The sequence below is a fragment of the Aminobacter anthyllidis genome, from assembly GCF_018555685.1.
GTDB classification, from domain to species: Bacteria; Pseudomonadota; Alphaproteobacteria; order Rhizobiales; family Rhizobiaceae; genus Aminobacter; species Aminobacter anthyllidis.
Genome location: NZ_JAFLWW010000001.1, coordinates 760,753 through 782,567, shown reverse-complemented (window position 1 = coordinate 782,567; position 21,815 = coordinate 760,753). Strand labels below are relative to the sequence as shown.

General features: G+C 63.5%; 24 protein-coding genes. 18 read left to right on the top strand and 6 right to left on the bottom strand.

Going from position 1 to position 21,815, the window contains the following annotated elements; translation table 11 throughout:
• Positions 1-23 precede the first annotated feature (23 nt).
• Positions 24-587: a single-stranded DNA-binding protein gene (gene ssb, locus J1C56_RS04130; RefSeq protein WP_214386214.1), complete on the top strand. Its 564-nt coding sequence runs from the start codon at positions 24-26 to the stop codon at positions 585-587.
• A 344-nt stretch (positions 588-931) separates the two neighbouring features.
• Here the strand turns inward: ssb and J1C56_RS33585 are convergent, their stop codons facing one another.
• Positions 932-1,198 (bottom strand): hypothetical protein, encoded by a 267-nt coding sequence (locus J1C56_RS33585; protein ID WP_214386212.1) that lies wholly within the window; start codon positions 1,196-1,198, stop codon positions 932-934.
• A 211-nt stretch (positions 1,199-1,409) separates the two neighbouring features.
• Between J1C56_RS33585 and J1C56_RS04115 the strand changes: the two genes are divergently transcribed.
• Positions 1,410-1,922, top strand: coding sequence for a ClbS/DfsB family four-helix bundle protein (locus tag J1C56_RS04115; RefSeq protein ID WP_214386210.1), 513 nt, complete (start codon positions 1,410-1,412; stop codon positions 1,920-1,922).
• Between the two features lie 36 nt (positions 1,923-1,958).
• Here J1C56_RS04115 and J1C56_RS04110 read toward each other — a convergent pair whose 3' ends face one another.
• Positions 1,959-2,588 carry a MarC family protein gene (locus tag J1C56_RS04110; RefSeq protein WP_214386208.1) on the bottom strand — a complete coding sequence of 210 codons (630 nt, stop codon included), beginning with the start codon at positions 2,586-2,588 and terminating at the stop codon, positions 1,959-1,961.
• Positions 2,589-2,839: 251 nt separating this feature from the next.
• On the opposite strand from J1C56_RS04110, the gene gyrA reads away from it, so the two are divergent.
• Positions 2,840-5,629, top strand: coding sequence for a DNA gyrase subunit A (gene gyrA / locus J1C56_RS04105; protein ID WP_214386206.1), 2,790 nt, complete (start codon positions 2,840-2,842; stop codon positions 5,627-5,629).
• Between the two features lie 110 nt (positions 5,630-5,739).
• On the opposite strand, the gene J1C56_RS04100 is transcribed toward gyrA, so the two are convergent.
• Complete coding sequence (locus J1C56_RS04100) at positions 5,740-5,892, bottom strand: hypothetical protein (RefSeq protein ID WP_214386204.1); 153 nt, start codon at positions 5,890-5,892, stop codon at positions 5,740-5,742.
• Positions 5,893-6,098: 206 nt separating this feature from the next.
• Between J1C56_RS04100 and coaD the strand changes: the two genes are divergently transcribed.
• Genes coaD through tgt form a run of 6 tightly spaced genes read left to right on the top strand, consistent with a single transcriptional unit; the run spans position 6,099 to position 10,413 of the window.
• Entirely contained in the window at positions 6,099-6,599 is a 501-nt protein-coding gene (coaD, locus tag J1C56_RS04095; RefSeq protein WP_214386202.1) for a pantetheine-phosphate adenylyltransferase, read from the top strand.
• A 17-nt stretch (positions 6,600-6,616) separates the two neighbouring features.
• Complete coding sequence (locus tag J1C56_RS04090) at positions 6,617-7,204, top strand: peptidylprolyl isomerase (RefSeq protein ID WP_214386200.1); 588 nt, start codon at positions 6,617-6,619, stop codon at positions 7,202-7,204.
• Positions 7,205-7,231: 27 nt separating this feature from the next.
• Positions 7,232-7,747, top strand: coding sequence for a peptidylprolyl isomerase (locus J1C56_RS04085; protein ID WP_214386199.1), 516 nt, complete (start codon positions 7,232-7,234; stop codon positions 7,745-7,747).
• Positions 7,748-7,754: 7 nt separating this feature from the next.
• The gene (locus tag J1C56_RS04080; protein WP_214386197.1) at positions 7,755-8,204 is read left to right on the top strand and encodes a DMT family transporter; all 450 of its coding nucleotides are present in this window, start codon (positions 7,755-7,757) and stop codon (positions 8,202-8,204) included.
• A complete protein-coding gene (gene queA, locus J1C56_RS04075) occupies positions 8,204-9,280 on the top strand; it encodes a tRNA preQ1(34) S-adenosylmethionine ribosyltransferase-isomerase QueA (protein WP_214386195.1) in 1,077 nt (358 codons plus the stop codon). The genes J1C56_RS04080 and queA overlap by 1 nt, the downstream gene beginning before the upstream one ends.
• A complete protein-coding gene (gene tgt / locus J1C56_RS04070) occupies positions 9,277-10,413 on the top strand; it encodes a tRNA guanosine(34) transglycosylase Tgt (protein ID WP_214386193.1) in 1,137 nt (378 codons plus the stop codon). Before queA ends, tgt begins: the two co-directional genes overlap by 4 nt.
• A gap of 2 nt (positions 10,414-10,415) precedes the next feature.
• Here tgt and dinB read toward each other — a convergent pair whose 3' ends face one another.
• The gene (gene dinB / locus J1C56_RS04065) at positions 10,416-11,663 is read right to left on the bottom strand and encodes a DNA polymerase IV (RefSeq protein ID WP_214386191.1); all 1,248 of its coding nucleotides are present in this window, start codon (positions 11,661-11,663) and stop codon (positions 10,416-10,418) included.
• Positions 11,664-11,807: 144 nt separating this feature from the next.
• Between dinB and J1C56_RS04060 the strand changes: the two genes are divergently transcribed.
• The 3 genes from J1C56_RS04060 (at position 11,808) to J1C56_RS04050 (ending at position 14,569) form a co-directional block, all read left to right on the top strand.
• The gene (locus J1C56_RS04060; RefSeq protein ID WP_214386189.1) at positions 11,808-12,782 is read left to right on the top strand and encodes a threo-3-hydroxy-L-aspartate ammonia-lyase; all 975 of its coding nucleotides are present in this window, start codon (positions 11,808-11,810) and stop codon (positions 12,780-12,782) included.
• A 179-nt stretch (positions 12,783-12,961) separates the two neighbouring features.
• The gene (locus J1C56_RS04055) at positions 12,962-13,720 is read left to right on the top strand and encodes a class I SAM-dependent methyltransferase (protein ID WP_214386187.1); all 759 of its coding nucleotides are present in this window, start codon (positions 12,962-12,964) and stop codon (positions 13,718-13,720) included.
• Positions 13,721-13,843: 123 nt separating this feature from the next.
• Complete coding sequence (locus J1C56_RS04050) at positions 13,844-14,569, top strand: oxygen-binding di-iron domain-containing protein (protein WP_214386185.1); 726 nt, start codon at positions 13,844-13,846, stop codon at positions 14,567-14,569.
• Between the two features lie 15 nt (positions 14,570-14,584).
• Here the strand turns inward: J1C56_RS04050 and J1C56_RS04045 are convergent, their stop codons facing one another.
• Positions 14,585-14,998, bottom strand: a complete 414-nt coding sequence (locus J1C56_RS04045) for a DUF4864 domain-containing protein (RefSeq protein WP_214386183.1) — start codon at positions 14,996-14,998, stop codon at positions 14,585-14,587.
• A gap of 211 nt (positions 14,999-15,209) precedes the next feature.
• On the opposite strand from J1C56_RS04045, the gene J1C56_RS04040 reads away from it, so the two are divergent.
• The 6 genes from J1C56_RS04040 to J1C56_RS04015 all read left to right on the top strand — a co-directional run bounded on the left by J1C56_RS04040 (position 15,210) and on the right by J1C56_RS04015 (position 21,009).
• A complete protein-coding gene (locus tag J1C56_RS04040) occupies positions 15,210-15,446 on the top strand; it encodes an Lrp/AsnC ligand binding domain-containing protein (protein ID WP_214386181.1) in 237 nt (78 codons plus the stop codon).
• 153 nt (positions 15,447-15,599) lie between these two features.
• Positions 15,600-17,012 carry a circularly permuted type 2 ATP-grasp protein gene (locus J1C56_RS04035; protein ID WP_214386179.1) on the top strand — a complete coding sequence of 471 codons (1,413 nt, stop codon included), beginning with the start codon at positions 15,600-15,602 and terminating at the stop codon, positions 17,010-17,012.
• Positions 17,013-17,029: 17 nt separating this feature from the next.
• Positions 17,030-17,971, top strand: coding sequence for an alpha-E domain-containing protein (locus J1C56_RS04030; protein WP_214386177.1), 942 nt, complete (start codon positions 17,030-17,032; stop codon positions 17,969-17,971).
• A gap of 12 nt (positions 17,972-17,983) precedes the next feature.
• Positions 17,984-18,778, top strand: coding sequence for a transglutaminase family protein (locus J1C56_RS04025; RefSeq protein WP_214386175.1), 795 nt, complete (start codon positions 17,984-17,986; stop codon positions 18,776-18,778).
• A gap of 33 nt (positions 18,779-18,811) precedes the next feature.
• Positions 18,812-19,543, top strand: coding sequence for a proteasome-type protease (locus tag J1C56_RS04020; protein WP_214386173.1), 732 nt, complete (start codon positions 18,812-18,814; stop codon positions 19,541-19,543).
• A gap of 38 nt (positions 19,544-19,581) precedes the next feature.
• On the top strand, positions 19,582-21,009 hold the full coding sequence (locus tag J1C56_RS04015; protein WP_214386171.1) for a pyridoxal phosphate-dependent decarboxylase family protein: 1,428 nt from the start codon (positions 19,582-19,584) through the stop codon (positions 21,007-21,009).
• Positions 21,010-21,065: 56 nt separating this feature from the next.
• Here the strand turns inward: J1C56_RS04015 and J1C56_RS04010 are convergent, their stop codons facing one another.
• The gene (locus J1C56_RS04010; protein WP_214386169.1) at positions 21,066-21,719 is read right to left on the bottom strand and encodes a TerC family protein; all 654 of its coding nucleotides are present in this window, start codon (positions 21,717-21,719) and stop codon (positions 21,066-21,068) included.
• Positions 21,720-21,815: the final 96 nt, after the last annotated feature.

The following is a 21,815-nucleotide window of genomic DNA, read 5'->3' as shown; positions in this document are numbered from 1 at the left end:
TCGGACGAGCGCGGAGCGGTGTCATGGCAGGTAGCGTCAACAAGGTCATTCTGGTCGGCAATCTGGGCGCTGACCCTGAAATCCGCCGGCTCAACTCGGGCGAGCCGGTCGTCAACCTGAGGATCGCGACCTCGGAAAGCTGGCGCGACAAGAATTCGGGCGAGCGCAAGGAAAAGACCGAATGGCACCAGGTCGTCATCTTCAATGACAACCTGGCCAAGGTCGCCGAACAGTACCTGAAGAAGGGCATGAAGGTTTACATCGAAGGCCAGCTCCAGACCCGCAAGTGGGAAAAGGACGGCATCGAGCGCTACACCACCGAAATCGTGCTGCAGAAATTCCGTGGCGAGCTGCAGATGCTCGACGCGCGCGGCCAGGGCGGCGACGCCGGCTACAGCGGTGGCGGCGGTGGCCAGGTCGGTTATGGCGGCGGCGGTGGTCGTTCCGACTTCGGCCAGTCGAGCCCGACCGACAGCTACGGCGGCGGCAACCGTGGTGGCTCGGGCGGCGGTGGTCGCAGCGGCGGCCAAGGTGGCGGAATGGGTGGCGGCGGTTCGCGCGACCTCGACGACGAAATTCCGTTCTGATTGACACAGGGCGGGCAGGCGGGCATTCGACATTGTCGAACGCTGGCCTGGGCGTCGTTTCCAAGAAGGTTGTTCAGTTTCTTGAATGGGCTGATGCCTCCGAGGGCCGAGTGTGGGCGTGCCAGGTTGTCGTTGACTGCTCAATGGTGAATGGCCTTGGCGCGTTCGTTCGATGAGGCGTATGGCCTGGCATAGGCCCATTCACGCAGCGAAGTCTGGATGAAGCGCTCGGCCTTGCCGTTGGTGCGGCGGGGCATAGGGCCTTGTGCGGATGTGTCGGGCACCGGCACCTTGGAGTGCCTGGGCGAACAGTTTGGAGCGATAAGCCGAGCCGTTGTCGGTCATCACCCGCTCACCCCTGGCGCCCAGCCTGGCGTACCAGGCCAGTGCCCGGTTGAGGAAACTGGCGGCATCTTCCCGGCCAGGCTTGGCAGCAGTTCGACATAGGCGAGGCGCGAGGCATCGTCGATGGCGACATGCAGGTGTTCATAGCCGATGCCTCGGGCGCGATGCTGGCCTGTGATCCGGTGGCCAACGCCGTCGATGCGGCCCAGGGCCTTGATGTCGACATGGATCAGTTCGCCCGGCCGCTGGCGTTCGTAGCGCAGCACCGGGGGCGGGGATCGAGCCGGGCCAGCCGGTTCAGTCCCAGCCGGCGCAGCACCATGCCCATCGTCGAGCGCGCCAGGCCCAAGGACCGGGCAATCGCCGGCCCCGTCATGCGCTGGCGCCGCAACTGCTCGATCCGCGACACAGAGATTCAGGCAGCGGATAGGTTGCGGGTTCGGTGCGAGTCGCTCCGGGGAAAGGACTGGGTCGCCGATGAGTGTGCCCGAGAACAAGTCTGAACTGCTCGAGGCGATCGAGGAAAGCTTCGACAGGCTGTGGCGCGAGCTGGCAGCGGTGCCGGAAGGTTTGACGCGCGAAACCACACTTGAAGGGCATGCCAAGGGCACGGTCATGAGCGTGCACGATCTTGTCAGCTATCTGGTCGGCTGGAGCGAGCTGGTGCTGAAGTGGCACCAGCGGCGCCGCGCCGGGCTATCAATCGATTTGCCAGAGACCGGCTACAAGTGGAACGAACTCGGCAGGCTGGCGAGCAAATTCTACTTCGATCATGCGGAGCTGTCCTGGCCGGCCTTGCTCGAGCGGCTGGCCGATGCCAAGGCGCGGATCGTGGTGCTGGTCGAGGGCTACTCGGATGCCGAACTCTATGGCGCGCCATGGTATGAAAAATACACGATGGGGCGGATGATCCAGTTCAACACCTCTTCGCCCCTTGCGAATGCGCGCGGCCGGTTGCGCAAGTGGAAGAAGGCCAAGGGCCTAGGCTGATTGCGGGGGCAGGGCGGCTTCATGAGCCGCCGCGCCTTACATCGCCATCAGCGCCTTAATGCCGTCGGCGACGAACTGGACGGCAAGGGCTGCGAGGATGACGCCGAGCAGGCGGGTGAGGATCGAACGGCCGGTCTGGCCAAGGAACTGGTCGATGCGCTCGGCAAGGATGAACACCAGATAGGTCAGGGCAAGACACGCCAGGATGATCAGCACAAGGGCTGCCTGGCCGGCCCAGCCCTGGAACGAGCCTGACAAAAGCACGGTGGCCGAGATGGCGCCGGGGCCGGCGATCAGGGGAATGGCGAGCGGGAAGGCGGCGATGTTGTGGATGTGGTCGCGGGTGATCGCGACGTCGGAGATCTTCTCCTTGCGGTCCTGGCGCTTTTCGAAAACCATCTCGAAGGCGATGAAGAACAGCAAGAAACCGCCGGCGACGCGGAAGGCCGGCAAGGTGATGCCGAAGACGGTGAGGATGGCCGCGCCCGCAACCGCGAAGACGGCAAGCACGATGAAGGCGATGATGCTGGCGCGCATCGACACCTGCAGGCGCTGCTCGCGGTTCATGCCGCGGGTGACGGCGAGAAACAGCGGCGCCAGGCCGGGCGGGTCGATGGTCACGAGGATGGTGACGAAGGCATTGAAAACACTGTCGAAAAACGGCATCCGATGTCTCCCCGGCGGATGCAGGCTAACCCGAGGCGGGCCGCAACGCCAGAGCCCTTGCGCATGATTGCCGCGTCATGCGCGCGCAAAGGGCGGCACAGCCGCCGGACAGACTGTCGCGGATCAGGAGGTGGCGCCTATCCTCTTGATATCTAGCGAAAAATCAGCGTTGGAAAAGCGCGGCCAGAATTGGTCAATTGCAGGTCGTTCCTATATAAGAGGCAAATGATTCCCAACATGCGTGATCAGAGTTGACCGACCAGAAATCACCGCGCGGACCTGACGGTCCCTCCGGCATCGAGCCGATTTCCATCATCGAGGAGATGCAGCGCTCCTATCTCGATTACGCGATGAGCGTGATCGTGAGCCGCGCGCTGCCCGACGTGCGCGACGGCATGAAGCCGGTGCATCGCCGCATCCTTTTTGCCTCGCATGAGAGCGGCTACCACTGGAACCGCAAATATGTGAAGTCGGCGCGCCCCGTCGCCGACGTGATGGGTAAATATCACCCGCACGGCGACGCCTCGATCTATGACGCCCTTGTGCGCATGGCACAGGACTGGTCGATGAGCGTGCCGCTGATCGACGGCCAGGGCAATTTCGGCTCGATCGACGGCGATCCGCCCGCAGCGATGCGCTACACCGAAGCGCGCCTGACCAAGGTGGCGCACGAGCTGCTCGAGGACATCGACAAGGATACCGTCGATTTCCAGGACACATATGACGCGTCGGGCCAGGAGCCGCGCGTTCTGCCGGCGCGCTTCCCGGCATTGCTGGTCAATGGCGCCGGCGGCATCGCCGTCGGCATGGCGACCAACATTCCGCCGCACAACCTGGTCGAGATCTGCAACGGCACCATTGCCGTCATGGAAAACCCGGCGATTGACCTGCCCGACCTGATGGAGATCATTCCCGGTCCGGATTTCCCGACCGGCGGCCTGATCCTCGGACGCTCGGGCATCTACAATGCGTATTCGACCGGGCGTGGCTCGGTCATCATGCGCGGCAGGGTCAACATCGAGCAAAGCCGCGGCGACCGCGAAGCAATCGTCATCACCGAAGTTCCCTTCCAGGTGAACAAGGCGTCGATGATCGAAAAGATGGCCGAACTGGTGCGCGACAAGCGCATCGAAGGCATCTCCGATATCCGCGACGAGTCCGACCGCCAGGGCTACCGCGTCGTCATCGAGCTCAAGCGCGATGCCAATGCCGAGGTGATCCTCAACCAGCTCTACCGCTTCACGCCGCTGCAGACCTCGTTCGGCGCCAACATGGTGGCGCTCAACGGCGGCAAGCCGGAAGTGCTGACGCTGCTCGACATGCTGAAGGCGTTCGTTGCCTTCCGCGAAGACGTGATCAGCCGGCGGACAAAATTCCTGCTCAGGAAGGTGCGTGACCGCGCGCATGTCCTGGTCGGCCTGGCGATTGCCGTTGCCAATATCGACGAAGTCATCAAGCTCATCCGCACCGCGCCAGATCCGCAGACGGCGCGCGAGCAGTTGATGACGCGGCGCTGGCCGGCGTCCGATGTCTCGGCGCTGATTCAGCTGATCGAAGATCCGCGCCACCGCATCAACGATGACGGCACCTACAATCTGTCGGAAGAGCAGGCGCGCGCCATTCTCGAACTGCGCCTGCAGCGCCTGACGGCGCTTGGCCGCGACGAAATCGCCGACGAGCTCAACAAGATCGGCGCCGAGATCACCGATTATCTCGACATTCTGTCGTCGCGGGCGCGCATCCAGCAGATCGTCAAGGACGAGCTGGTCGCCGTGCGTGACGAGTTCGGCGTGCCGCGCCGGACCGAGATCACCGACGGCGGCGCCGACATGGAAGACGAGGACCTTATCCCGCGCGAGGACATGGTCGTTACCGTCAGCCATTCCGGCTACATCAAGCGCGTGCCGCTGTCGCTCTACCGGGCGCAGCGCCGTGGCGGCAAGGGCCGCTCGGGCATGTCGACGAAGGACGAGGATTTCGTCACGCGGCTGTTCGTGGTCAACACGCATACGCCGGTGCTGTTCTTCTCCTCGCGCGGCATCGTCTACAAGGAAAAGGTCTGGCGCCTGCCGATCGGCAATCCGCAGTCGCGCGGCAAGGCGTTGATCAACCTGTTGCCGCTGCAACAGGGCGAACGCATCACAACGATCATGCCGCTGCCGGAGGACGAGGCAAGCTGGGCCGAGCTCGACGTGATGTTCGCAACCACGCGCGGCACCGTTCGCCGCAACAAGCTCAGCGAGTTCGTCCAGGTCAACCGCAACGGCAAGATCGCCATGAAGCTGGAGGAAGAAGGCGACGAGATCCTCGGCGTCGAAACCTGCACCGACAATGACGACGTGTTGCTGACCGCCGATTCCGGCCAGTGCATCCGCTTCCGGGTCGACGACGTGCGCGTGTTCCAGAGCCGCAACTCGGTCGGCGTGCGCGGCATCAGCATGGGCGAGGGCGACCGCGTCATTTCGATGGCCGTCATCGAGCATGTCGAGGCAAGCCCGGCCGAGCGCGCGGCTTACCTCAAGCGTTCGGTTGCCGAACGGCGACTGGCTGCGGGTGTCGCGGCCGGCGACGACGAGGACATCGCGCTGACCAACGAAGAGGTTGGCGAGGAAACCGACATCTCCGATGAGCGTTATCAGCTTCTGGCCGAGCACGAACAATTCGTGCTGACGGTCACGGAGTATGGCTATGGCAAGCGTTCTTCGTCCTATGATTTCCGCCTGACCAACCGTGGCGGCAAGGGCATCCGCGCTACCGACGTGTCGAAAGTGGCTGAGATCGGCAAGCTGGTGGCGACGTTCCCGGTCGGCAATGACGACCAGATCATGCTCGTCTCCGACGGCGGCCAGGTGATCCGTGTGCCGGTCGACGGCATCCGTACGGCCAGCCGCGCCACCAAGGGCGTGACCATCTTCAACACCGCCGATGGCGAGAAGGTGGTTTCGGTCGAGCGGATTTCCGAGCCGCAGGGTGAGGATGATGGCGACGAGGCATCGGATGGCGAAGCTTCTGGCGGCGAGGCTCCGGCGGCCGAGAGCTGATCTCGTCGGGTCTCAAACAGCTTTGCTGTTCAAGGCATTAGGTCAAGGAACTTAAGGAAAGAAAGAAGCGGCGCCGAGGCGCCGCTTTTGCCTGGAGGGGCAGAAACTGTTCAGCGGTGGCTGCGCGGATTGCGCCAGCCCGGAAGCTGCACACGCGCCGTCTGCACCTTGGTGCGAACGCGATGGGCCTCCTGATGAAGGCTGAAGGCTGTGGCGACAAGCATGGCCAGGGTCATGGCTGCTGCGAGCATGTAGATCATCATGGCGCTGTTCTCCTGCTGGAAACAACGGACGAGATGCCGTTTGGTTTCATCTGTTATAGCGACTATCTATTCACATCCGCTTGAACTGATCCTGAGATTGCCGTTCATTCCGCATTCATCTCGTAACCAATTTCCGGCCTGTTCCGGGCCAAGTTGGCGGCAAAAGTGCGCTTCCACCTTTGGCGCCGATGTTCTAGAAGCAGCCCATGACTGATCGCATCGCCATCTACGCCGGGTCGTTCGACCCACTGACCAACGGCCATCTCGACGTGCTCAAGGCGTCGCTGGCGGTGGCCGACGTCGTCTATGCGGCAATCGGCATCCACCCCGGCAAGAAGCCGCTGTTTTCCTTCGAGGAGCGCGTGGTGCTGATCGAGGAAGCAACGAAGTCGGAGTTCGGCGCCGATGGCGGCCGCATCAAGGTCGTGGCCTTCGACGGGCTGGTGATCGACGCCGCGCGCAAGGAAGGCGCTTCGATCATGATCCGCGGCCTGCGCGACGGCACCGACCTCGACTATGAAATGCAGATGGCCGGCATGAACGAGACCATGGCGCCGGAACTGCAGACGGTTTTCCTGCCCGCGAGCCCGTCGGTTCGCACAATTACCGCCACACTTGTCCGCCAGATAGCCTCGATGGGCGGCGACATCCGCCCGTTCGTGCCGGCGGCGGTCGTTGGCGCGCTCAAGGCCAAATTCGCGAAATAATCCCGGAGTATTTGATAATGCAGCTCAGGAAGCTTGCCTCGTCCTTCGTTGTCCTCGCCGGTTTGATGGCCGGTTCGACTGCCGCCATTGCCGCAGAACCAGACAACACGATGATCATCACGCTGAAGGGCGGCGACGTGACGGTGGCGTTGCGACCCGACCTCGCGCCCAAGCACGTCGCCCAGATCAAGACGCTGGTGCGCGAAGGCGCTTATGACAATGTCGCGTTTCACCGCGTCATCGGCGGCTTCATGGCCCAGACCGGCGACGTCGAGTTCGGCGACATGAAGGACGGCTACAACGCTGCCCGCGCCGGCATGGGCGGTTCGAAGCTGCCCGACATCCAGGCCGAGTTCTCCAACGAGAACTTCAAGCGCGGTGTCGTCGGCATGGCGCGTTCGCAGGATCCGAATTCGGCGAATTCGCAGTTCTTCATCATGTTCGACACCGCGTCCTCGCTCGACGGACAGTACACCATCGTCGGCGACGTCGAGAGCGGCATGGAACTTGTCGACGCCATCAAGAAGGGTGACGCGGCCGACAACGGGACCGTCAGCGATCCCGACCGCATGATCAAGGTCCGCATCGCCGCGGACGCCAAGTAATCCAAAACGAAAAGAAGGAATTTCATCATGGCCGAGATCAAGGATCGCGAGAACGCGCTGATCATGGAAACGACCAAGGGCAAAGTGGTCATCGAACTGTTGCCTGACCTGGCGCCCGGCCATGTCGGCCGCATCAAGGAGCTGGCGCGCGAAGGCGCCTATGACGGCGTTGTGTTCCACCGCGTCATCGAAGGCTTCATGGCCCAGACCGGCGACGTCAAGTTCGGCAAGTCGGGCGGCAAGGACTTCAATCCGTCGCGCGCGGGCATGGGCGGTTCGGACAAGCCGGACCTCAAGGCTGAGTTCTCCAACATGAACCACGCTCGCGGCACCTGCTCGATGGCCCGTTCGCAGAACCCGAACTCGGCCAACTCGCAGTTCTTCATCTGCTTCGAAGACGCCGGCTTCCTCAACCGCCAGTACACGGTGTGGGGCCAGGTCATCGAAGGCATGGACAATGTCGACAAGATCAAGCGCGGCGAGCCGGTGCAGGATCCCGACAAGATCGTGTCGCTGAAGGTCGCGGCCGACGTCGCGGAATAACAGGCAGATGTCCGGCGTTCTCTGGTCGCTTCTCGGCGTTCTGGCGGGCGCCTTCATCGCCATTCAGGCACCTGTGAATGCGCAGCTGGCGCGCGGGCTCGGCGTGCCCGTCGCGGCGGCTGCGATTTCGTTTCTTGCCGGCGCCATCGTGCTCGGCGTCGTCACTTTCCTGACCACGCGCTCGCAAGGCCTTGTCATCGACTGGCGGGCGCCCGCGCCCTGGCTGTTCGTGACTGGCGGGGCACTCGGCTCGGTCTATGTCGTCAGCGCTGTGCTTTTGACGCCGCGCATCGGCACGGCGGCGCTGATGGCGTTCCTTGTCGCGGGCCAGCTGCTCGCCGGCATGCTGCTCGACCGTGCCGGCTATCTCGGCGTTGCGGTGCGCGAACTCTCCATGGGCCGCATCGTTGGCGCCTTGCTGCTGCTCGCCGGCGCGATGATGATCCGTATCTACTGATGCGTGTAGACCTTTTCGATTTCGAACTGCCCGAGGAACGGATCGCGCTGCGCCCGGCCGAACCGCGCGATTCCGCGCGCATGCTGGTGGTGCGGCCCGGTGAAGCGCTTGCCGACATGAGCGTCGGCGACCTGCCGTCGCTGCTGAACCCTGGCGATGTGCTGGTGCTCAACGATACGCGTGTCATCCCGGCGCAGCTCAAGGGCCGGCGCGTGCGCGGCGAGGCGGTGGCGCATGTCGATGCGACGCTGCACATGCGCACCGCGCCTGACCGCTGGCTTGCCTTCATGCGCCCCGCCAAGCGGGTTGCCGTCGGTGATCGCATCCAGTTCGGCCACGAAGCCGAGGCCTGCATGCTCGGCCAGCTCGACGCGACCGTGTTGGAAAAAGGCGAGGGCGGCGAGGCGTTGTTGGCCTTCGACCTTGCAGGTCCGGCGCTGGACGAGGCGCTGCATGCCGTCGGCCACATTCCACTGCCGCCCTATATCGCGTCCAAGCGCGCCGACGACGAGCGCGACCGCAAGGACTACCAGACGGTCTATGCCCGGGAAGAGGGCGCGGTCGCTGCCCCTACCGCCGGCCTACATTTCACGCCGGAGCTGTTTGCGGCGCTGGAAGCTCGTGGCGTAGAGAAGCAATTCGTGACGCTGCATGTCGGCGCCGGCACCTTTTTGCCCGTCAAGGCCGACGACACCGCCGAGCACAAGATGCACTCGGAGATCGGCTACGTTTCGGCCGAGACGGCAGCCGCGCTGAATGCGGCGCGAGCGCGCGGCAACAAGGTCGTCGCCGTCGGCACGACGTCACTGCGCCTGATGGAAAGTGCCGCGCGCGCCGACGGCACCTTGGCCGCCTGGTCGGGCCCGACCGACATCTTCATCACGCCCGGCTACCGTTTCAAGTTCGTCGACGCGCTGATGACCAATTTCCACCTGCCGCGCTCGACGCTGTTCATGCTGGTTTCGGCCTTTGCCGGGCTGGAACGCATGCACGACGTCTATGCGCACGCCATTTCCAGCGGCTACCGCTTCTATTCCTATGGCGACGCCAGCCTGCTGTTCAGGAACGACCGATGAGCGAAGAATTCAAGTTCAACGTCCTTGCCAGCGACGGCAAGGCGCGGCGCGGCGAGATCACCATGCCGCGCGGGACCATCCGCACGCCGGCCTTCATGCCGGTTGGCACCGGCGGCACTGTCAAGGCGATGTACATGGACCAGGTGCGCGGCGTTGGCGCCGACATCATCCTGGGCAACACCTATCACCTGATGCTGCGTCCGGGCGCCGAACGCGTGGCACGGCTTGGTGGCCTGCATGAATTCGCGCGCTGGCCGCATCCGATCCTGACCGACTCAGGCGGTTTCCAGGTGATGTCGCTTTCGAAGCTGCGCAAGCTCAGCGAAAAGGGCGTGACCTTCCGCTCGCATATCGACGGCGCTGCCTACGAGATGTCGCCGGAGCGCTCGATCGAGATCCAGGGCCTGCTCGATTCCGATATCCAGATGCAGCTCGACGAATGCACGGCACTACCGGCGACGCCCAAGGAAATCCAGCGTGCCATGGAGCTGTCGCTGCGCTGGGCCGAGCGCTGCAAGGTTGCCTTCGGCGACCAGCCGGGCAAGGCGATGTTCGGCATCGTCCAGGGCGGCGACATCCCTGACATGCGCGTGCGCTCGGCGCAGGCGCTGAAGGCGCTCGACCTCAAGGGGTACGCGGTTGGCGGCCTTGCCGTCGGCGAGCCCCAGGAGGTGATGCTCGACATGCTCGACATCACCTGTCCGGAGCTGCCCGAGGAAAAGCCGCGCTACCTGATGGGGGTCGGCACGCCCGACGACATCATCAAGTCGGTGGCGCGCGGCATCGACATGTTCGACTGCGTGATGCCGACGCGCGCCGGCCGCCACGGCCTTGCCTACACCCGCCGCGGCAAGGTGAACCTGCGCAACGCCCGTCACGCCGACGATCCGCGTCCGCTGGACGAAGAGAGCGATTGCCCGGCGGCGCGCGACTACAGCCGCGCCTATCTCCACCACCTGATCAAGTCGGGCGAGTCGCTCGGCGCGATGCTGCTGACCTGGAACAACCTGTCCTACTACCAGCAGCTGATGAGCGAGATCCGCGCCTCGATCGAGGCCGGCCGGTTCGTCGACCGGAGCGCCGAGATCAGCGAAGGCTGGGCACGCGGCGACATTCCGCTGCACCAGGGCTGACCTCACAGTTCCTTTTCGGCCAGCTCGCGGAACGCGTCGGGCACCGAGCCGGCGCGCCCGAGTGCGACAGAAGCATAGCCGACCGCCTCCCAGCCGAAACGCTCGCGGATGGCATCCATGGCACGGTCGGCGCCCCAGCGCGCCTGGCCCTTGTGCGTGCCGGGCCGATGTCGTTCGTCGACGAGATCAAGCGGCAGCTCGAGCTGCAGGCCCGAATGTTCCTCGAGATGCGAAACAGAGATCGCCAGCAGCGAGATGCTGCGTTCAGCAGGGTAATGGGCGAGCGCGCCGCGCACCAGCTCCTCGGCGACCTCTGCAATCATTGAGGTGGCCGAAATCGGCGCGTCGAGCGTGATCGACCGCGTCACGGCGCGCATGTCGGAGAAGCGGACGCGGGCGGTGATCGTGCGGCCAGGACGCGACTTGGCACGGAGGCGCGAGGCGACACGGTCGGCGAGGTGGCGCAGCGCCGGCACGTAGATATCGGGCCGTGCGGGCTTCGTGCCCAGTGCCGACTGCGCGCCGGCCGAATGGGCGCGGCGATGCGGCTGGAGACGGCGCGGGTCGCGGTTCCAGGCAAGTGCTGCCAGCTTTTCGCCGGCGGCCGGGCCGAGCAGGCGTTCGAGCACATGCCGGTTGGCATTGGCCAATTGGCCGATGGTGGTGATGCCGGCATCACCGAGACGCGTTTCGGTGGCCGGGCCGACGCCCCACATCAGACCCACGGGCAGTTCGTGCAGGAAGGCGAGTTCGGTTCCCTCGGTGACCACGACGAGTCCGTCGGGCTTGGCGACCTGCGAGGCGATCTTGGCGAGATGCTTGGTGCGTGCGACGCCGACCGAGATCGGCAGGCCGAGCTCGGCGCGCACCCTGTGCCTGATCTTCCGGGCGATCTCCTCTGGCGAGCCGAAGAGATGGGTGCAGCCGGCGACGTCGGCAAAAGCCTCGTCGATGGAGATGCGCTCGACCAGCGGCGTGAAATCGCCGAGCACCGCGATCGCTGCGTCGCCGAGGCGCTGGTATTCCCTGAAGTTGCCGCCGACGAAGATGAGCCCGGGGCACAGCTCGCGGGCGCGGCGACCCGGCATGCCGCCGTGGACGCCGAAAGCCTTGGCCTCATAGGACGCAGCGAGCACCACCCCGCCACCGACGGCGATGGGCTTGCCCAACAGGCTGGGGTCGAGCAATTGTTCGACCGACGCGTAGAAGGCGTCGAGGTCGGCGTGCAGGATGGTGGCTGCGCTTTCCATGGAGGCGTTCTGCTGGAAATGAACAGGAACATAAAAGGAACATTGAGGCAGGAAAGTCAAGCACTGGCGCAAGCGGTGATGGTTGGTGCGGGCTTATGGAAACAGCGGGCGTCGACTATGGTGCCGCGATCCAAGGAGATTCCCATGACTGTATCGCTGCGCGTTCCGACATTCGAAGACGTCAAGGTTGCGGCTTCGCGCATATCAGGCGAGGCGCATCGCACGCCCGTGCTGACCTCGCGCACCGCCAATGCCAAGGCGGGCGGCGAACTCTTCTTCAAGGCGGAGAATTTGCAGCGGGCAGGGGCATTCAAGTTCCGTGGCGCCTACAACGCCGTTTCAGCGCTTTCACCGGAAGCCAGGCGCAAGGGCGTCGTCGCCTTCTCGTCGGGCAACCATGCCCAGGCGCTTGCCTATGCGGCGACGCTGCTCGGCGCGCCGTCGGTGATCGTGATGCCGAAGGATGCACCCGAGATCAAGATCGCAGCGACGCGGGGCTATGGCGCCGAAGTGGTGTTTTTCGACCGCTACAAGGACGACCGCGATGCGATCGCGCGAAGCATCTCGGAGGAACGCGGCATGTCCCTGATCCCGCCGTTTGATCACCCCGACATCATCGCCGGGCAGGGCACGGCGGCACTGGAACTGATCGACGAGGTCGGGCAGCTCGACATCCTGATCGTCCCGCTGGGCGGCGGCGGGCTTTTGGCCGGCTGTGCGCTCAGCGCCAAGGCGCTGTCGCCTGGCTGCCGCGTCATCGGCGTCGAGCCGGAGGCCGGCAATGACGGGCAGCGGTCGCTTGAGAAGGGCGAAGTGGTTCGCATCGCGCCGCCCAAGTCGATCGCCGACGGGGCATTGACCACCTATGTCGGCGACCACAATTTTCCGATCCTGCAGGCCAAGGTCGACGCCATCGTCACGGTCAGCGACGCGCAGCTGGTGTCGACGATGCGCTTCCTTGCCGAACGCATGAAGGTGATCGTCGAGCCGACAGGCTGCCTGGGTGCTGCTGCCGCGCTCAACGGTGTTGTCGACTGTGCCGGAAAGCGCGTCGGCATCGTGCTCAGTGGCGGCAATGTCGACCTCAAGGCGCTGAGCGGGTTTTTCGCCGACGCCTGACATTCGGCGGCCGACGCCTCGGCGCAAGCCGTGGTGTCTGCGCAACAGGCACCGCGCAAAGCTCCCAGGCTGAAGAATTCGCGACTGGACGCGGCAAGCAACTCCGTCCTATGGCGCTGGTCATGTTAGACCTCGCGAAGGTCGGTGGCAATTGCTGAAAGTCGGTGAGGCGGGTGCGCATGAACAACAGATACGGAACGCTTGCCTCCTGGGTCTACAATATCGACAAGCCGGTCGGCCGCTCGTTCGGCGACATCGAATATTATCGTGAGCGACTTTCAGGCTGTGTCGAGCCGGTACTGGAGCCTGCCGTCGGCAATGGCCGTTTCTTCGTCCCGATGCTCGAGGCAGGCATCGACATCAGGGGATTCGACCCTTCCGAGGAAATGCTCGGTTACTGCCGCAAGGCCTGTGCAGTGCGTTCGCTTGAAGGCCGGCTGAGCCGCCAGACGTTCGAGAGCTTCAGCTATGACACCACCTTCGCGGCCATCGTCGTGCCGCTGGGTTCGTTCCAGCTGCTCACGGGGCTCGATCAGGCCAAGGCCGTGCTGAAGCGGTTCTACGATCATCTGGCGCCTGATGGGCGGTTGATGATCGACCTCGATCCGATCGGCGGGTTCCTCGGCGCGAGCGGCAATATCCGCAGCTGGACAACTGAAGACGGCGATCTGCTGACGCTGACCGACAACCGCGTCGAAACCGATTTCATCGCCCAAACAACGGTTTCGCAGCTTCGCTACGAACATTGGCGCCATACAAAGCTTGTCGACAGCGAGCTCGAACTGTTCAGCCTGCGCTGGTGGGGCGTCAACGAGTTTGCCATGTCGCTAAGAGAAGCCGGCTTCACCGATGTCGTTGCCTCCGGCAACTATCAATACGGCCGTGCGCCGCAAAAGGACGACGAGACCATCAGCTTCGAGGCGTGCAGGCCGGCCTGAGTTTCGGTTTCAAACCAAGCACCTCGCCTTGACCTCAATATTCGCGACTTATCCAAGCTGACGCAAGGTGTCAGGAGGGCTGCTGTATAGTCGGTGCATGTCTTGACCTCAAAGGAGGTGAAAATGGACATCGTCATCGATGAAATCGCGGCGGATACGTTCAGAATATCGAGTTATTCGCCTGAGGCCGGTTTCACTTTCAACCAGTTTGTTGTTCGCGACCAACAACCACTGCTTTACCACACGGGTTTTCAAAGAGCGTTTTCATCGACGCGCGATGCTGTCGCTACATTGCTTGATCCAGCTACGCTGCGGTGGATAGGCTTCTCGCATTTCGAGCCGGATGAATGTGGTGCCCTGAACAAGTGGCTGGCCATTGCGCCTAGTGCGACAGCTATCACCAGCTCCGTCGGAGCCAGCGTCATGCTGGACGATTTCGCAGATCGGCCAGCGCGGGCGCTGATGGACGGCGAGCGCCTGAACACCGGCGCGCATACGTTCGAGTTTCTCTCCACCCCGCATCTGCCGCATGGATGGGACGGAAGCCTGCTGTTCGATGAGACAGAGCGAACGCTTTTTGCGTCCGATCTGTTTCTGCACCAAGGCGAGGGGCCGGCCGTCGTTGAAACAGATATCGTCGGGCCGGCACGGGAGATGATTGCTTCCACGTTCAGCAGTCCATTCGCTCACAGCATTCCTTGGACTTCGAGGACGGACGCGATGTTCAAGCGGCTGATGTTGCTTCAACCGAATACGCTTGCGGTGATGCATGGCTCGGCTTTTCGGGGGGACGGCGCGGGCGCTCTTTCTGACCTGTGCGGGGCCCTTTGCGCAGCGTCAGCATCTTGAAGGTTGCCTTCGCCTTTACGTGCTCAGCGAATTCGCCGCCCGCAGGCTGACGCCGGTAATGCGCCAGACGCCGTCCGGCTGCAGTTCGAGCGTGTAGACGGCTTCGTAATCCTTGCCGTCGGCGCCGACGATGATGACCTGCTGGACGATCGCGGTCGGGCTCATCTCCTGAAACTTGCCGAAGGAGAAGCTCTGCGGCTTGTGCACCGGCTTGTAGGCGCCAGTGACCATGTTCATGAAGGTGTCGAGGTTGGGGAAGATGCGCTTCACATTGGGCGCGGCGTAGCCGTAGGCAGCGGCATCGTCGCCAGCACGGAACGCTTGAAGCTGGCCCGAAATGCTGTTCTGGGCCGCCTTGATTTCAGCTTCGCCGGCAAAGGCGGGCAGGGCGACCAGCAGCAAAGCCAGCATCATTGCCGTACGACGCATTTCGACGTCTCCCGTCGGGTGGCAGGCATTGGCCGCAGCCACGATCACATTGTAACATACGCAGGTGCTGTGCCTCCGGTTTCAGGCTGGCGGACGATTTGCCTGAAACCGGCCCGTGCCCGAGGGGCTGGGACGCCAGCATTGGCTTGAAAGGGCCGGCCCGTTCTGCGACAAGACCGGCAACAGTGGCAGGCCCGGAACGGACGGTGCGATGAAGACCTTTTTCGTGCAGATCAAATGCGAACTCGGCAAGGCCTATGAGGTGGCGAGCGCACTGGCTGACGCCGAGATCGCCTCGGAGATCTATTCGACGGCCGGCAATTTCGACCTGCTGGCGAAGTTCTATGTCGACGACGAGGAAGATGTCGGGCACTTCGTCAACGAAAAGGTCCATGCCATCGGCAACATCAAGGACACGTTCACGACCGTGACTTTCCGCGCGTTCTGAACGCGGAAAGGGCAGGGGTGCGCCCAAATCCCCTGCATCTTGCCGAAAAGACGGGCAAATTCCCGATAAATAAGCCGGCTGCCGCTGAAACCGGCGATTGCGCTTGATTTTCTCTCCCGAGGTCATTTCACTGGCCATGAGGGGAGTTCGCCATTGGTCGCTTTCGACGAAATGCTCCCGGCCGAAGCCGGATTGAGAAGACCCTACGAAGCCTATGACGGCTGGCTGAAAAACCAGGACCCCGCCCGACTTACCGAGAAGATGCGCGATGCGGAACGTGTATTCCGCAAGACCGGCATCACCTTTGCCGTCTATGGCGAACAGGAAGCCTCGGAGCGGCTGATCCCCTTCGACATCGTCCCTCGCATCATTTCGGGCAATGAGTGGCGCAGGCTGACGCAAGGCATCGAGCAGCGCGTCCAGGCGCTCAACGCATTCCTCGACGACATCTATCATCGCCAGGAGATCCTGCGGGCAGGGCGCGTGCCGCGTGAGCTGATCGCGGCCAATGAAGCTTTCCTGCCCGAGATGATCGGCGTGCGTCCACCCGCTGGTGTCTACACCCACATCATCGGCGTCGACATCGTGCGTATCGCCGAAAACGAGTTCTATGTGCTCGAGGACAATGCGCGCACGCCTTCGGGTGTCTCCTACATGCTGGAGAACCGCGAGACGATGCTGCAGCTCTTCCCCGAGCTGTTCCAGCGCATCAAGGTGCATCCGGTCGAGAACTACCCGCAATTGCTCCGGCAATCGCTGGCGGCGGTCCGGCCGAACGGAGTGAGTGGTGCGCCGACGATCGCGGTGCTGACGCCCGGCAGCTTCAACTCTGCCTATTTCGAGCATGCGTTCCTGGCCGACCAGATGGGCGTGCAGCTTGTCGAGGGGCAAGACCTGCGCGTGGCCGACGGCCACGTGGCGATGCGCACCACCGAGGGCTACAAGCGTATCGACGTGCTGTATCGACGCGTCGACGATGCCTATCTCGATCCGCTGACCTTCAGGCCGGATTCATCGCTTGGCGTGCCCGGCATCATGGATGTCTACCGCGCCGGCAACATCACCATTGCCAATGCGCCGGGCACCGGCATCGCCGACGACAAGGCGATCTATTCCTACATGCCCGAGATCATCGAGTTCTACACCGGGCGCAAGCCGATCCTCGGCAACATCCCGACCTGGCGCTGCTCGGAACCCGACAGTTTGAAATACGTCCAGGAGCATCTCGGCGAACTGGTGGTCAAGGAAGTGCATGGCTCGGGCGGCTACGGCATGCTGGTCGGGCCTGCCGCGTCCAAGAAGGAGCGCGAGGAGTTTTCCAAGAAGCTCGCCGCAAGGCCATCGAACTACATCGCCCAGCCGACGCTGTCGCTGTCGACCTGCCCGATCCTGACCGAGAAGGGGCTGGCCCCGCGCCATGTCGATTTGAGGCCGTTCGTGCTGGTTTCGGACCGGATCCGCATCGTGCCGGGCGGGCTGACGCGCGTTGCGCTCAAGGAGGGCTCGCTCGTGGTGAACTCGTCTCAAGGTGGCGGGACAAAAGACACGTGGGTTTTGGACGACTGAGGGGACGCTGAGACTTCATGCTTCTGGGACGCACAGCCAACGGCCTCTACTGGATGAACCGCTATATCGAGCGGACAGAAAACATGGCGAGGCTGATCGATGCCGGCCTGCGCATCGCGCTTACCCGCAGCCAAGATGCCTCGGAGGAATGGAACTCGGTGCTGTTGTCGGCCGGTGCCGCCAGCGCGTTCGCCGCCAAGCACAGCGACCACACGGCGGAGAACGTCGCCGACTTCCTGCTGCGCGACATGTCGAACCCGTCGAGCGCGGTTGCGGCCATCGAGACCGCGCGCAACAACGCGCGCATGGTGCGCACGGCGCTGACCCGGGAGACCTGGGAAAGCATCAACGAAGCCTGGATGTCGCTCAAACGCGTGCTGGCATCGCCGATCGATCAGCGTGAGCTACCCGGCGTGCTCGACGCCATCAAGCGGGAAACGGCGCTGATCCGCGGCTCGTTCTACGGCACCATGCTGCGCAACGAGATCTTCGATTTCGCTCAGCTCGGCACCTATGTCGAGCGGGCCGACAACACCGCGCGCATCCTCGACGTCAAATATTACGTGCTGCTGCCATCGATCTCGTGGGTGGGATCGTCGCTCGACAACTACCAGTGGGAGTCGATCCTGCGTTCGGTGGCGGCGCACCGGTCCTACCGCTGGGTCTACGAAGCCGAATACAAGCCGACGAACATCGCCGAATATCTGATCCTCAATGCGCGCATGCCGAGGTCGCTGTCGTTCAGCTACCGCTTCCTCGCCGAGCATCTGAAGTTTCTCGGCGAGGATTACGGCGCCAGGCATCCGGCACAGGAGATCGCCGAGCGGACCTATGCCCGGCTGCGCGGCACCGAGATCAAGGACATCTTCGAGACCGGTCTGCACGAGTTCCTGGCCGACTTCATCAAGGACAATAACCGGCTGGGCGATCAGGTCGCCCAGGATTTCGGTTTTTATTGATCGGATAGGAAGATGCGGCTCAAGGTCAGCCACCGCACCGAATACAGTTACGACGAGCCGATCCGCTACGGTTTGCAGCGGCTGCGCCTGTGGCCGGCGAGCGGTCCGGCGCAGACGATGCTGACCTGGGCGCTGCACATCGAGGGCGCGCGCGAGGAGGTGCGCTTCCTCGACCAGTTCGGCAATGACACGCGGCTGCTGTCCATCGACGGAGAGCCGCATACGATCAGCGTGGTGGCAGAAGGCGAGGTCGAGACCAACGATACGGCGGGCGTTTCGGGGCCGCATCGCGGCTTTGCGCCGCTGTGGCTGTTCGAACACCAGACACCGCTGACGGCACCGGGCACCGCGATCCGCGAACTGGCGGCAAGCGTGGGCAACGGCCGCGATCTGGACCGGCTGCACGGGCTGATGGCGCTCATCCAGCAACGGATCGCCTATGTCACCGGCACCACGGACTCGCGCACGACCGCCGAGGAAGCGCTGGTGAAAGGAACCGGCGTCTGCCAGGACCACTCGCATGCGTTTGCCGCTTCGGCCCGCCTGCTGGGATTTCCGGCACGTTATGTCAGCGGCTACCTGATGATGAACGACACGGTCGAGCAGGTGGCGAGCCATGCCTGGGCGGAGGCCTATGTCAGCGATCTCGGCTGGGTCGGCTTCGACGCCGCCAACGGCATGTCGCCTGATGAACGCTACGTGCGCGTGGCCGTCGGGCGCGACTATCGCGAGGCGATGCCGATTGCCGGCATTCTGATCGGGCAGGCACAGGAACGGCTTGCAGTCCACATCACGGTAGAGCAGTAATCCGGCATTAGAACATTCGCCGGACTGGAATCGATGACTTATTGCGTCGGGATGAAAATTGACCGTGGCCTGGTGTTCATGTCGGACACACGGACCAATGCCGGGGTCGACAATATCTCGACCTTTCGCAAGATGCGTATCTGGGAGCAGCCAGGCGAGCGCGTCGTCGTTTTGATGTCGGCCGGCAATCTCGCCACCACGCAAGCCGTGGTCAGCTTGCTCGACGAGCGGACCAAGGCTGCCGCCGAGCGTGCGCCGACGCTGCTCGAAGCACCCTCGATGTTCCAGATCGCGCGAATTGTCGGCGACACTGTCAAGGAGGTGATCTCCCAGTCGGCCCCGGCCGGACAGACGGCGGATGCGGCGTTCAACGCGTCGTTCATCCTCGGCGGTCAGGTCAAGGGCAGCGAACCCCGGCTGTTCATGATCTATCCCGAAGGCAATTTCGTCGAATGCAGCGACGACACGCCATTCTTCCAGATCGGCGAGACCAAATATGGCAAGCCGATCATCGTGCGCGCCTATGACCCCAAGATGAGCTTCGCCGAAACGGTCAAGCTTTTGATGGTGTCGTTCGATTCGACGCTGAAATCGAATTTGTCGGTCGGCCTGCCGCTCGATCTCGCCTTCTATGAGAAGGACAGCCTAAAGATCGGCCTGAAAAGGCGGATCGGCGCCGACGACCCCTATTACCGCAGCGTCTCCGAGGGCTGGTCGGATGCGTTGAAGGCCGCATTCCAGAGCCTGCCCGATTTTGTCGAATAGTTGAACGCCTGGCCTGAGGCTGGTGGCGGGGGAGGATCATGGACAGCGAGGCGTTTCGGCAGTGGTCGCTCAAGGCGGCCGAATGGGGCGTCGACTATCGCGATGGCCTGCGCGAAAGGCCGGTGCGGCCGCAGGTCGAGCCGGGCCAGGTGCTCGCCTCGATTGCCGCCAGCCCGCCCGAGGCAGCCGAGCCGATGGAGGCGATCTTCGCGGACTTCGAGGCCAAGATCGTGCCCGGCATGACGCACTGGCAGCATCCGCGCTTTTTCGCCTATTTCCCGGCCAATGCGGCGCCCGTGTCGGTGGTCGCGGAATATCTCGTCAGCGCCATGGCAGCGCAATGCATGCTGTGGCAAACCTCGCCAGCGGCGACGGAACTGGAAACACGCGTCGTCGACTGGATGCGCCAGGCACTCGGCTTGCCCGAGGCCTTTGCCGGCGTCATCCAGGATTCGGCCTCGTCGGCGACGCTCGCCGCCGTGCTGACGATGCGCGAACGCGCGCTCGACTGGCAAGGCAACAAGTCCGGGCTGTCGGATGCCCCGCGGATCCGCGTCTATTGTTCGGATCAGGTCCACACGTCGATCGATCGCGCGATCTGGATCGCCGGCATAGGCGAGGATAACCTCGTGCGCATTCCGACCGGCGGGCGCTTTCGCGCCATGTCGCCCGAGGCGCTGGAGTCGGCGATCGTCGAGGACCGCAAGAATGGCTTGCTACCGGCGGGCATCATCGCTTGTGTCGGCGGTACCAGCGTCGGCGGCACCGACGACGTGGCCGCGGTCGTCGAGGTAGCCAAGCGCCATGGTCTTTATGTCCATGTCGATGCAGCCTGGGCCGGTTCGGCGATGATTTGCCCGGAGTTCCGCCATTTCTGGGCCGGTGTCGAGGGCGCTGACTCGGTCGTCTTCAATCCGCACAAATGGCTGGGGGCGCAGTTCGACTGCTCGATCCAGTTCATCCGCGATCCCGAAAGCCTGGTGCGGACGCTTGCGATCCGGCCGGAGTTCCTGAAGACGCATGGCCGCGACGGCATCACCAACTATTCAGAGTGGTCGGTGCCGCTTGGCCGCCGTTTCCGCGCGTTGAAACTGTGGTTCCTGCTGCGTGCGCATGGGCTGGAAGGTTTGCGAACCATGATCCGCAACCATGTCGGCTGGAGCCAGGGTCTGGCGCAGCGGCTGGGCCGCGAGGCCGATTTCGAGATCACCAGCGAGCCGATGCTGTCGCTGTTTTCGTTCCGTCACGCGCCGGCGGGCGTGGACGATCTCGACCGCCACAATCTGGCGCTTGTCGAGGCGATCAACAGGGACGGACGGATTTATCTCACGCAAACGCGACTCGACGGGCGCGCCGTCATACGTTTCCAGGCCGGGCAGTTCGAAACGACCGAGGCCGATGTCGACCAGGCCTTCGAGGTGATCGTTGCGCTTGCCCGTGCCGAAGGTGAGCCGGCCGCCAACTGACTGCCGGTGAGAAACCGGCCGGAAACTGGATTCCGGCCGGCCTTCTTCAAGTGACGTCAGCCCCTGAGATAGGGCAGGACTTCGATGGTGCCGCGATAGATCATCTCGCCGGCGACATAGAGGATGATGACCAGGCCGACATAGGCGATCCAGCGGTACTTCTGCAGCAGGTTGGCAATGAAGCTTGCGGCAATACCCATCAGCGCGATCGACAACACGAGGCCGAAAATCAGGACGTTCGGATGGTCGCGCGCGGCACCGGCAACCGCCAGCACGTTGTCGAGCGACATCGAGACGTCGGCGATGAGGATCTGCCAGGCAGCCTGGGCAAACGTCTTGCGCGGCGCGGTGCCGGCGACCTTGCCGTCGCGGTCGATATCCGAGTCGGTAAGGGCTTCGACGGCCTGCGTTTCTTCGGCGTGGCTGTGGCGGAGTTCGCGCCACATTTTCCAGCATACCCACAGCAGCAGCACGCCGCCGGCGAGCAGCAGCCCGACGATCTGGAGAAGCTGAGTGGTTGCTGCGGCGAAGCCGATGCGCAGAACTGTCGCGGCGATGATGCCGACGACGATGGCCTTAGTGCGTTGGTCCTTGGGCAGGCCCGCCGCCGCGAGGCCGATGACGATGGCATTGTCGCCCGCCAGGACCAGGTCGATCATGATGACCTGGAACAGGGCGGTTAAGGCTTCGGGAGTAAAGAATTCTGTCATTATGGCACCCTTTGTTTCAGCAAGGGCGGCGTGGCTTGCAGACATGATCTGCCGCACCAGGATTGCTCCGAGTGGGTGCGGGTCAGTAACTGCCGG

Excerpts from the sequence above, each read along its gene's own strand:
- ssb (WP_214386214.1), top strand. The coding sequence starts at position 24 with ATGGCAGGTAGCGTCAACAAGGTCATTCTGGTCGGCAATCTGGGCGCT.
- J1C56_RS04115 (WP_214386210.1), top strand. The coding sequence starts at position 1,410 with ATGAGTGTGCCCGAGAACAAGTCTGAACTGCTCGAGGCGATCGAGGAA.
- J1C56_RS04110 (WP_214386208.1), bottom strand. The coding sequence starts at position 2,588 with ATGCCGTTTTTCGACAGTGTTTTCAATGCCTTCGTCACCATCCTCGTG.
- J1C56_RS04100 (WP_214386204.1), bottom strand. The coding sequence starts at position 5,892 with ATGATGATCTACATGCTCGCAGCAGCCATGACCCTGGCCATGCTTGTC.
- coaD (WP_214386202.1), top strand. The coding sequence starts at position 6,099 with ATGACTGATCGCATCGCCATCTACGCCGGGTCGTTCGACCCACTGACC.
- J1C56_RS04090 (WP_214386200.1), top strand. The coding sequence starts at position 6,617 with ATGCAGCTCAGGAAGCTTGCCTCGTCCTTCGTTGTCCTCGCCGGTTTG.
- J1C56_RS04085 (WP_214386199.1), top strand. The coding sequence starts at position 7,232 with ATGGCCGAGATCAAGGATCGCGAGAACGCGCTGATCATGGAAACGACC.
- J1C56_RS04080 (WP_214386197.1), top strand. The coding sequence starts at position 7,755 with ATGTCCGGCGTTCTCTGGTCGCTTCTCGGCGTTCTGGCGGGCGCCTTC.
- queA (WP_214386195.1), top strand. The coding sequence starts at position 8,204 with ATGCGTGTAGACCTTTTCGATTTCGAACTGCCCGAGGAACGGATCGCG.
- tgt (WP_214386193.1), top strand. The coding sequence starts at position 9,277 with ATGAGCGAAGAATTCAAGTTCAACGTCCTTGCCAGCGACGGCAAGGCG.
- dinB (WP_214386191.1), bottom strand. The coding sequence starts at position 11,663 with ATGGAAAGCGCAGCCACCATCCTGCACGCCGACCTCGACGCCTTCTAC.
- J1C56_RS04060 (WP_214386189.1), top strand. The coding sequence starts at position 11,808 with ATGACTGTATCGCTGCGCGTTCCGACATTCGAAGACGTCAAGGTTGCG.
- J1C56_RS04055 (WP_214386187.1), top strand. The coding sequence starts at position 12,962 with ATGAACAACAGATACGGAACGCTTGCCTCCTGGGTCTACAATATCGAC.
- J1C56_RS04050 (WP_214386185.1), top strand. The coding sequence starts at position 13,844 with ATGGACATCGTCATCGATGAAATCGCGGCGGATACGTTCAGAATATCG.
- J1C56_RS04045 (WP_214386183.1), bottom strand. The coding sequence starts at position 14,998 with ATGCGTCGTACGGCAATGATGCTGGCTTTGCTGCTGGTCGCCCTGCCC.
- J1C56_RS04040 (WP_214386181.1), top strand. The coding sequence starts at position 15,210 with ATGAAGACCTTTTTCGTGCAGATCAAATGCGAACTCGGCAAGGCCTAT.
- J1C56_RS04030 (WP_214386177.1), top strand. The coding sequence starts at position 17,030 with ATGCTTCTGGGACGCACAGCCAACGGCCTCTACTGGATGAACCGCTAT.
- J1C56_RS04025 (WP_214386175.1), top strand. The coding sequence starts at position 17,984 with ATGCGGCTCAAGGTCAGCCACCGCACCGAATACAGTTACGACGAGCCG.
- J1C56_RS04020 (WP_214386173.1), top strand. The coding sequence starts at position 18,812 with ATGACTTATTGCGTCGGGATGAAAATTGACCGTGGCCTGGTGTTCATG.
- J1C56_RS04015 (WP_214386171.1), top strand. The coding sequence starts at position 19,582 with ATGGACAGCGAGGCGTTTCGGCAGTGGTCGCTCAAGGCGGCCGAATGG.
- J1C56_RS04010 (WP_214386169.1), bottom strand. The coding sequence starts at position 21,719 with ATGACAGAATTCTTTACTCCCGAAGCCTTAACCGCCCTGTTCCAGGTC.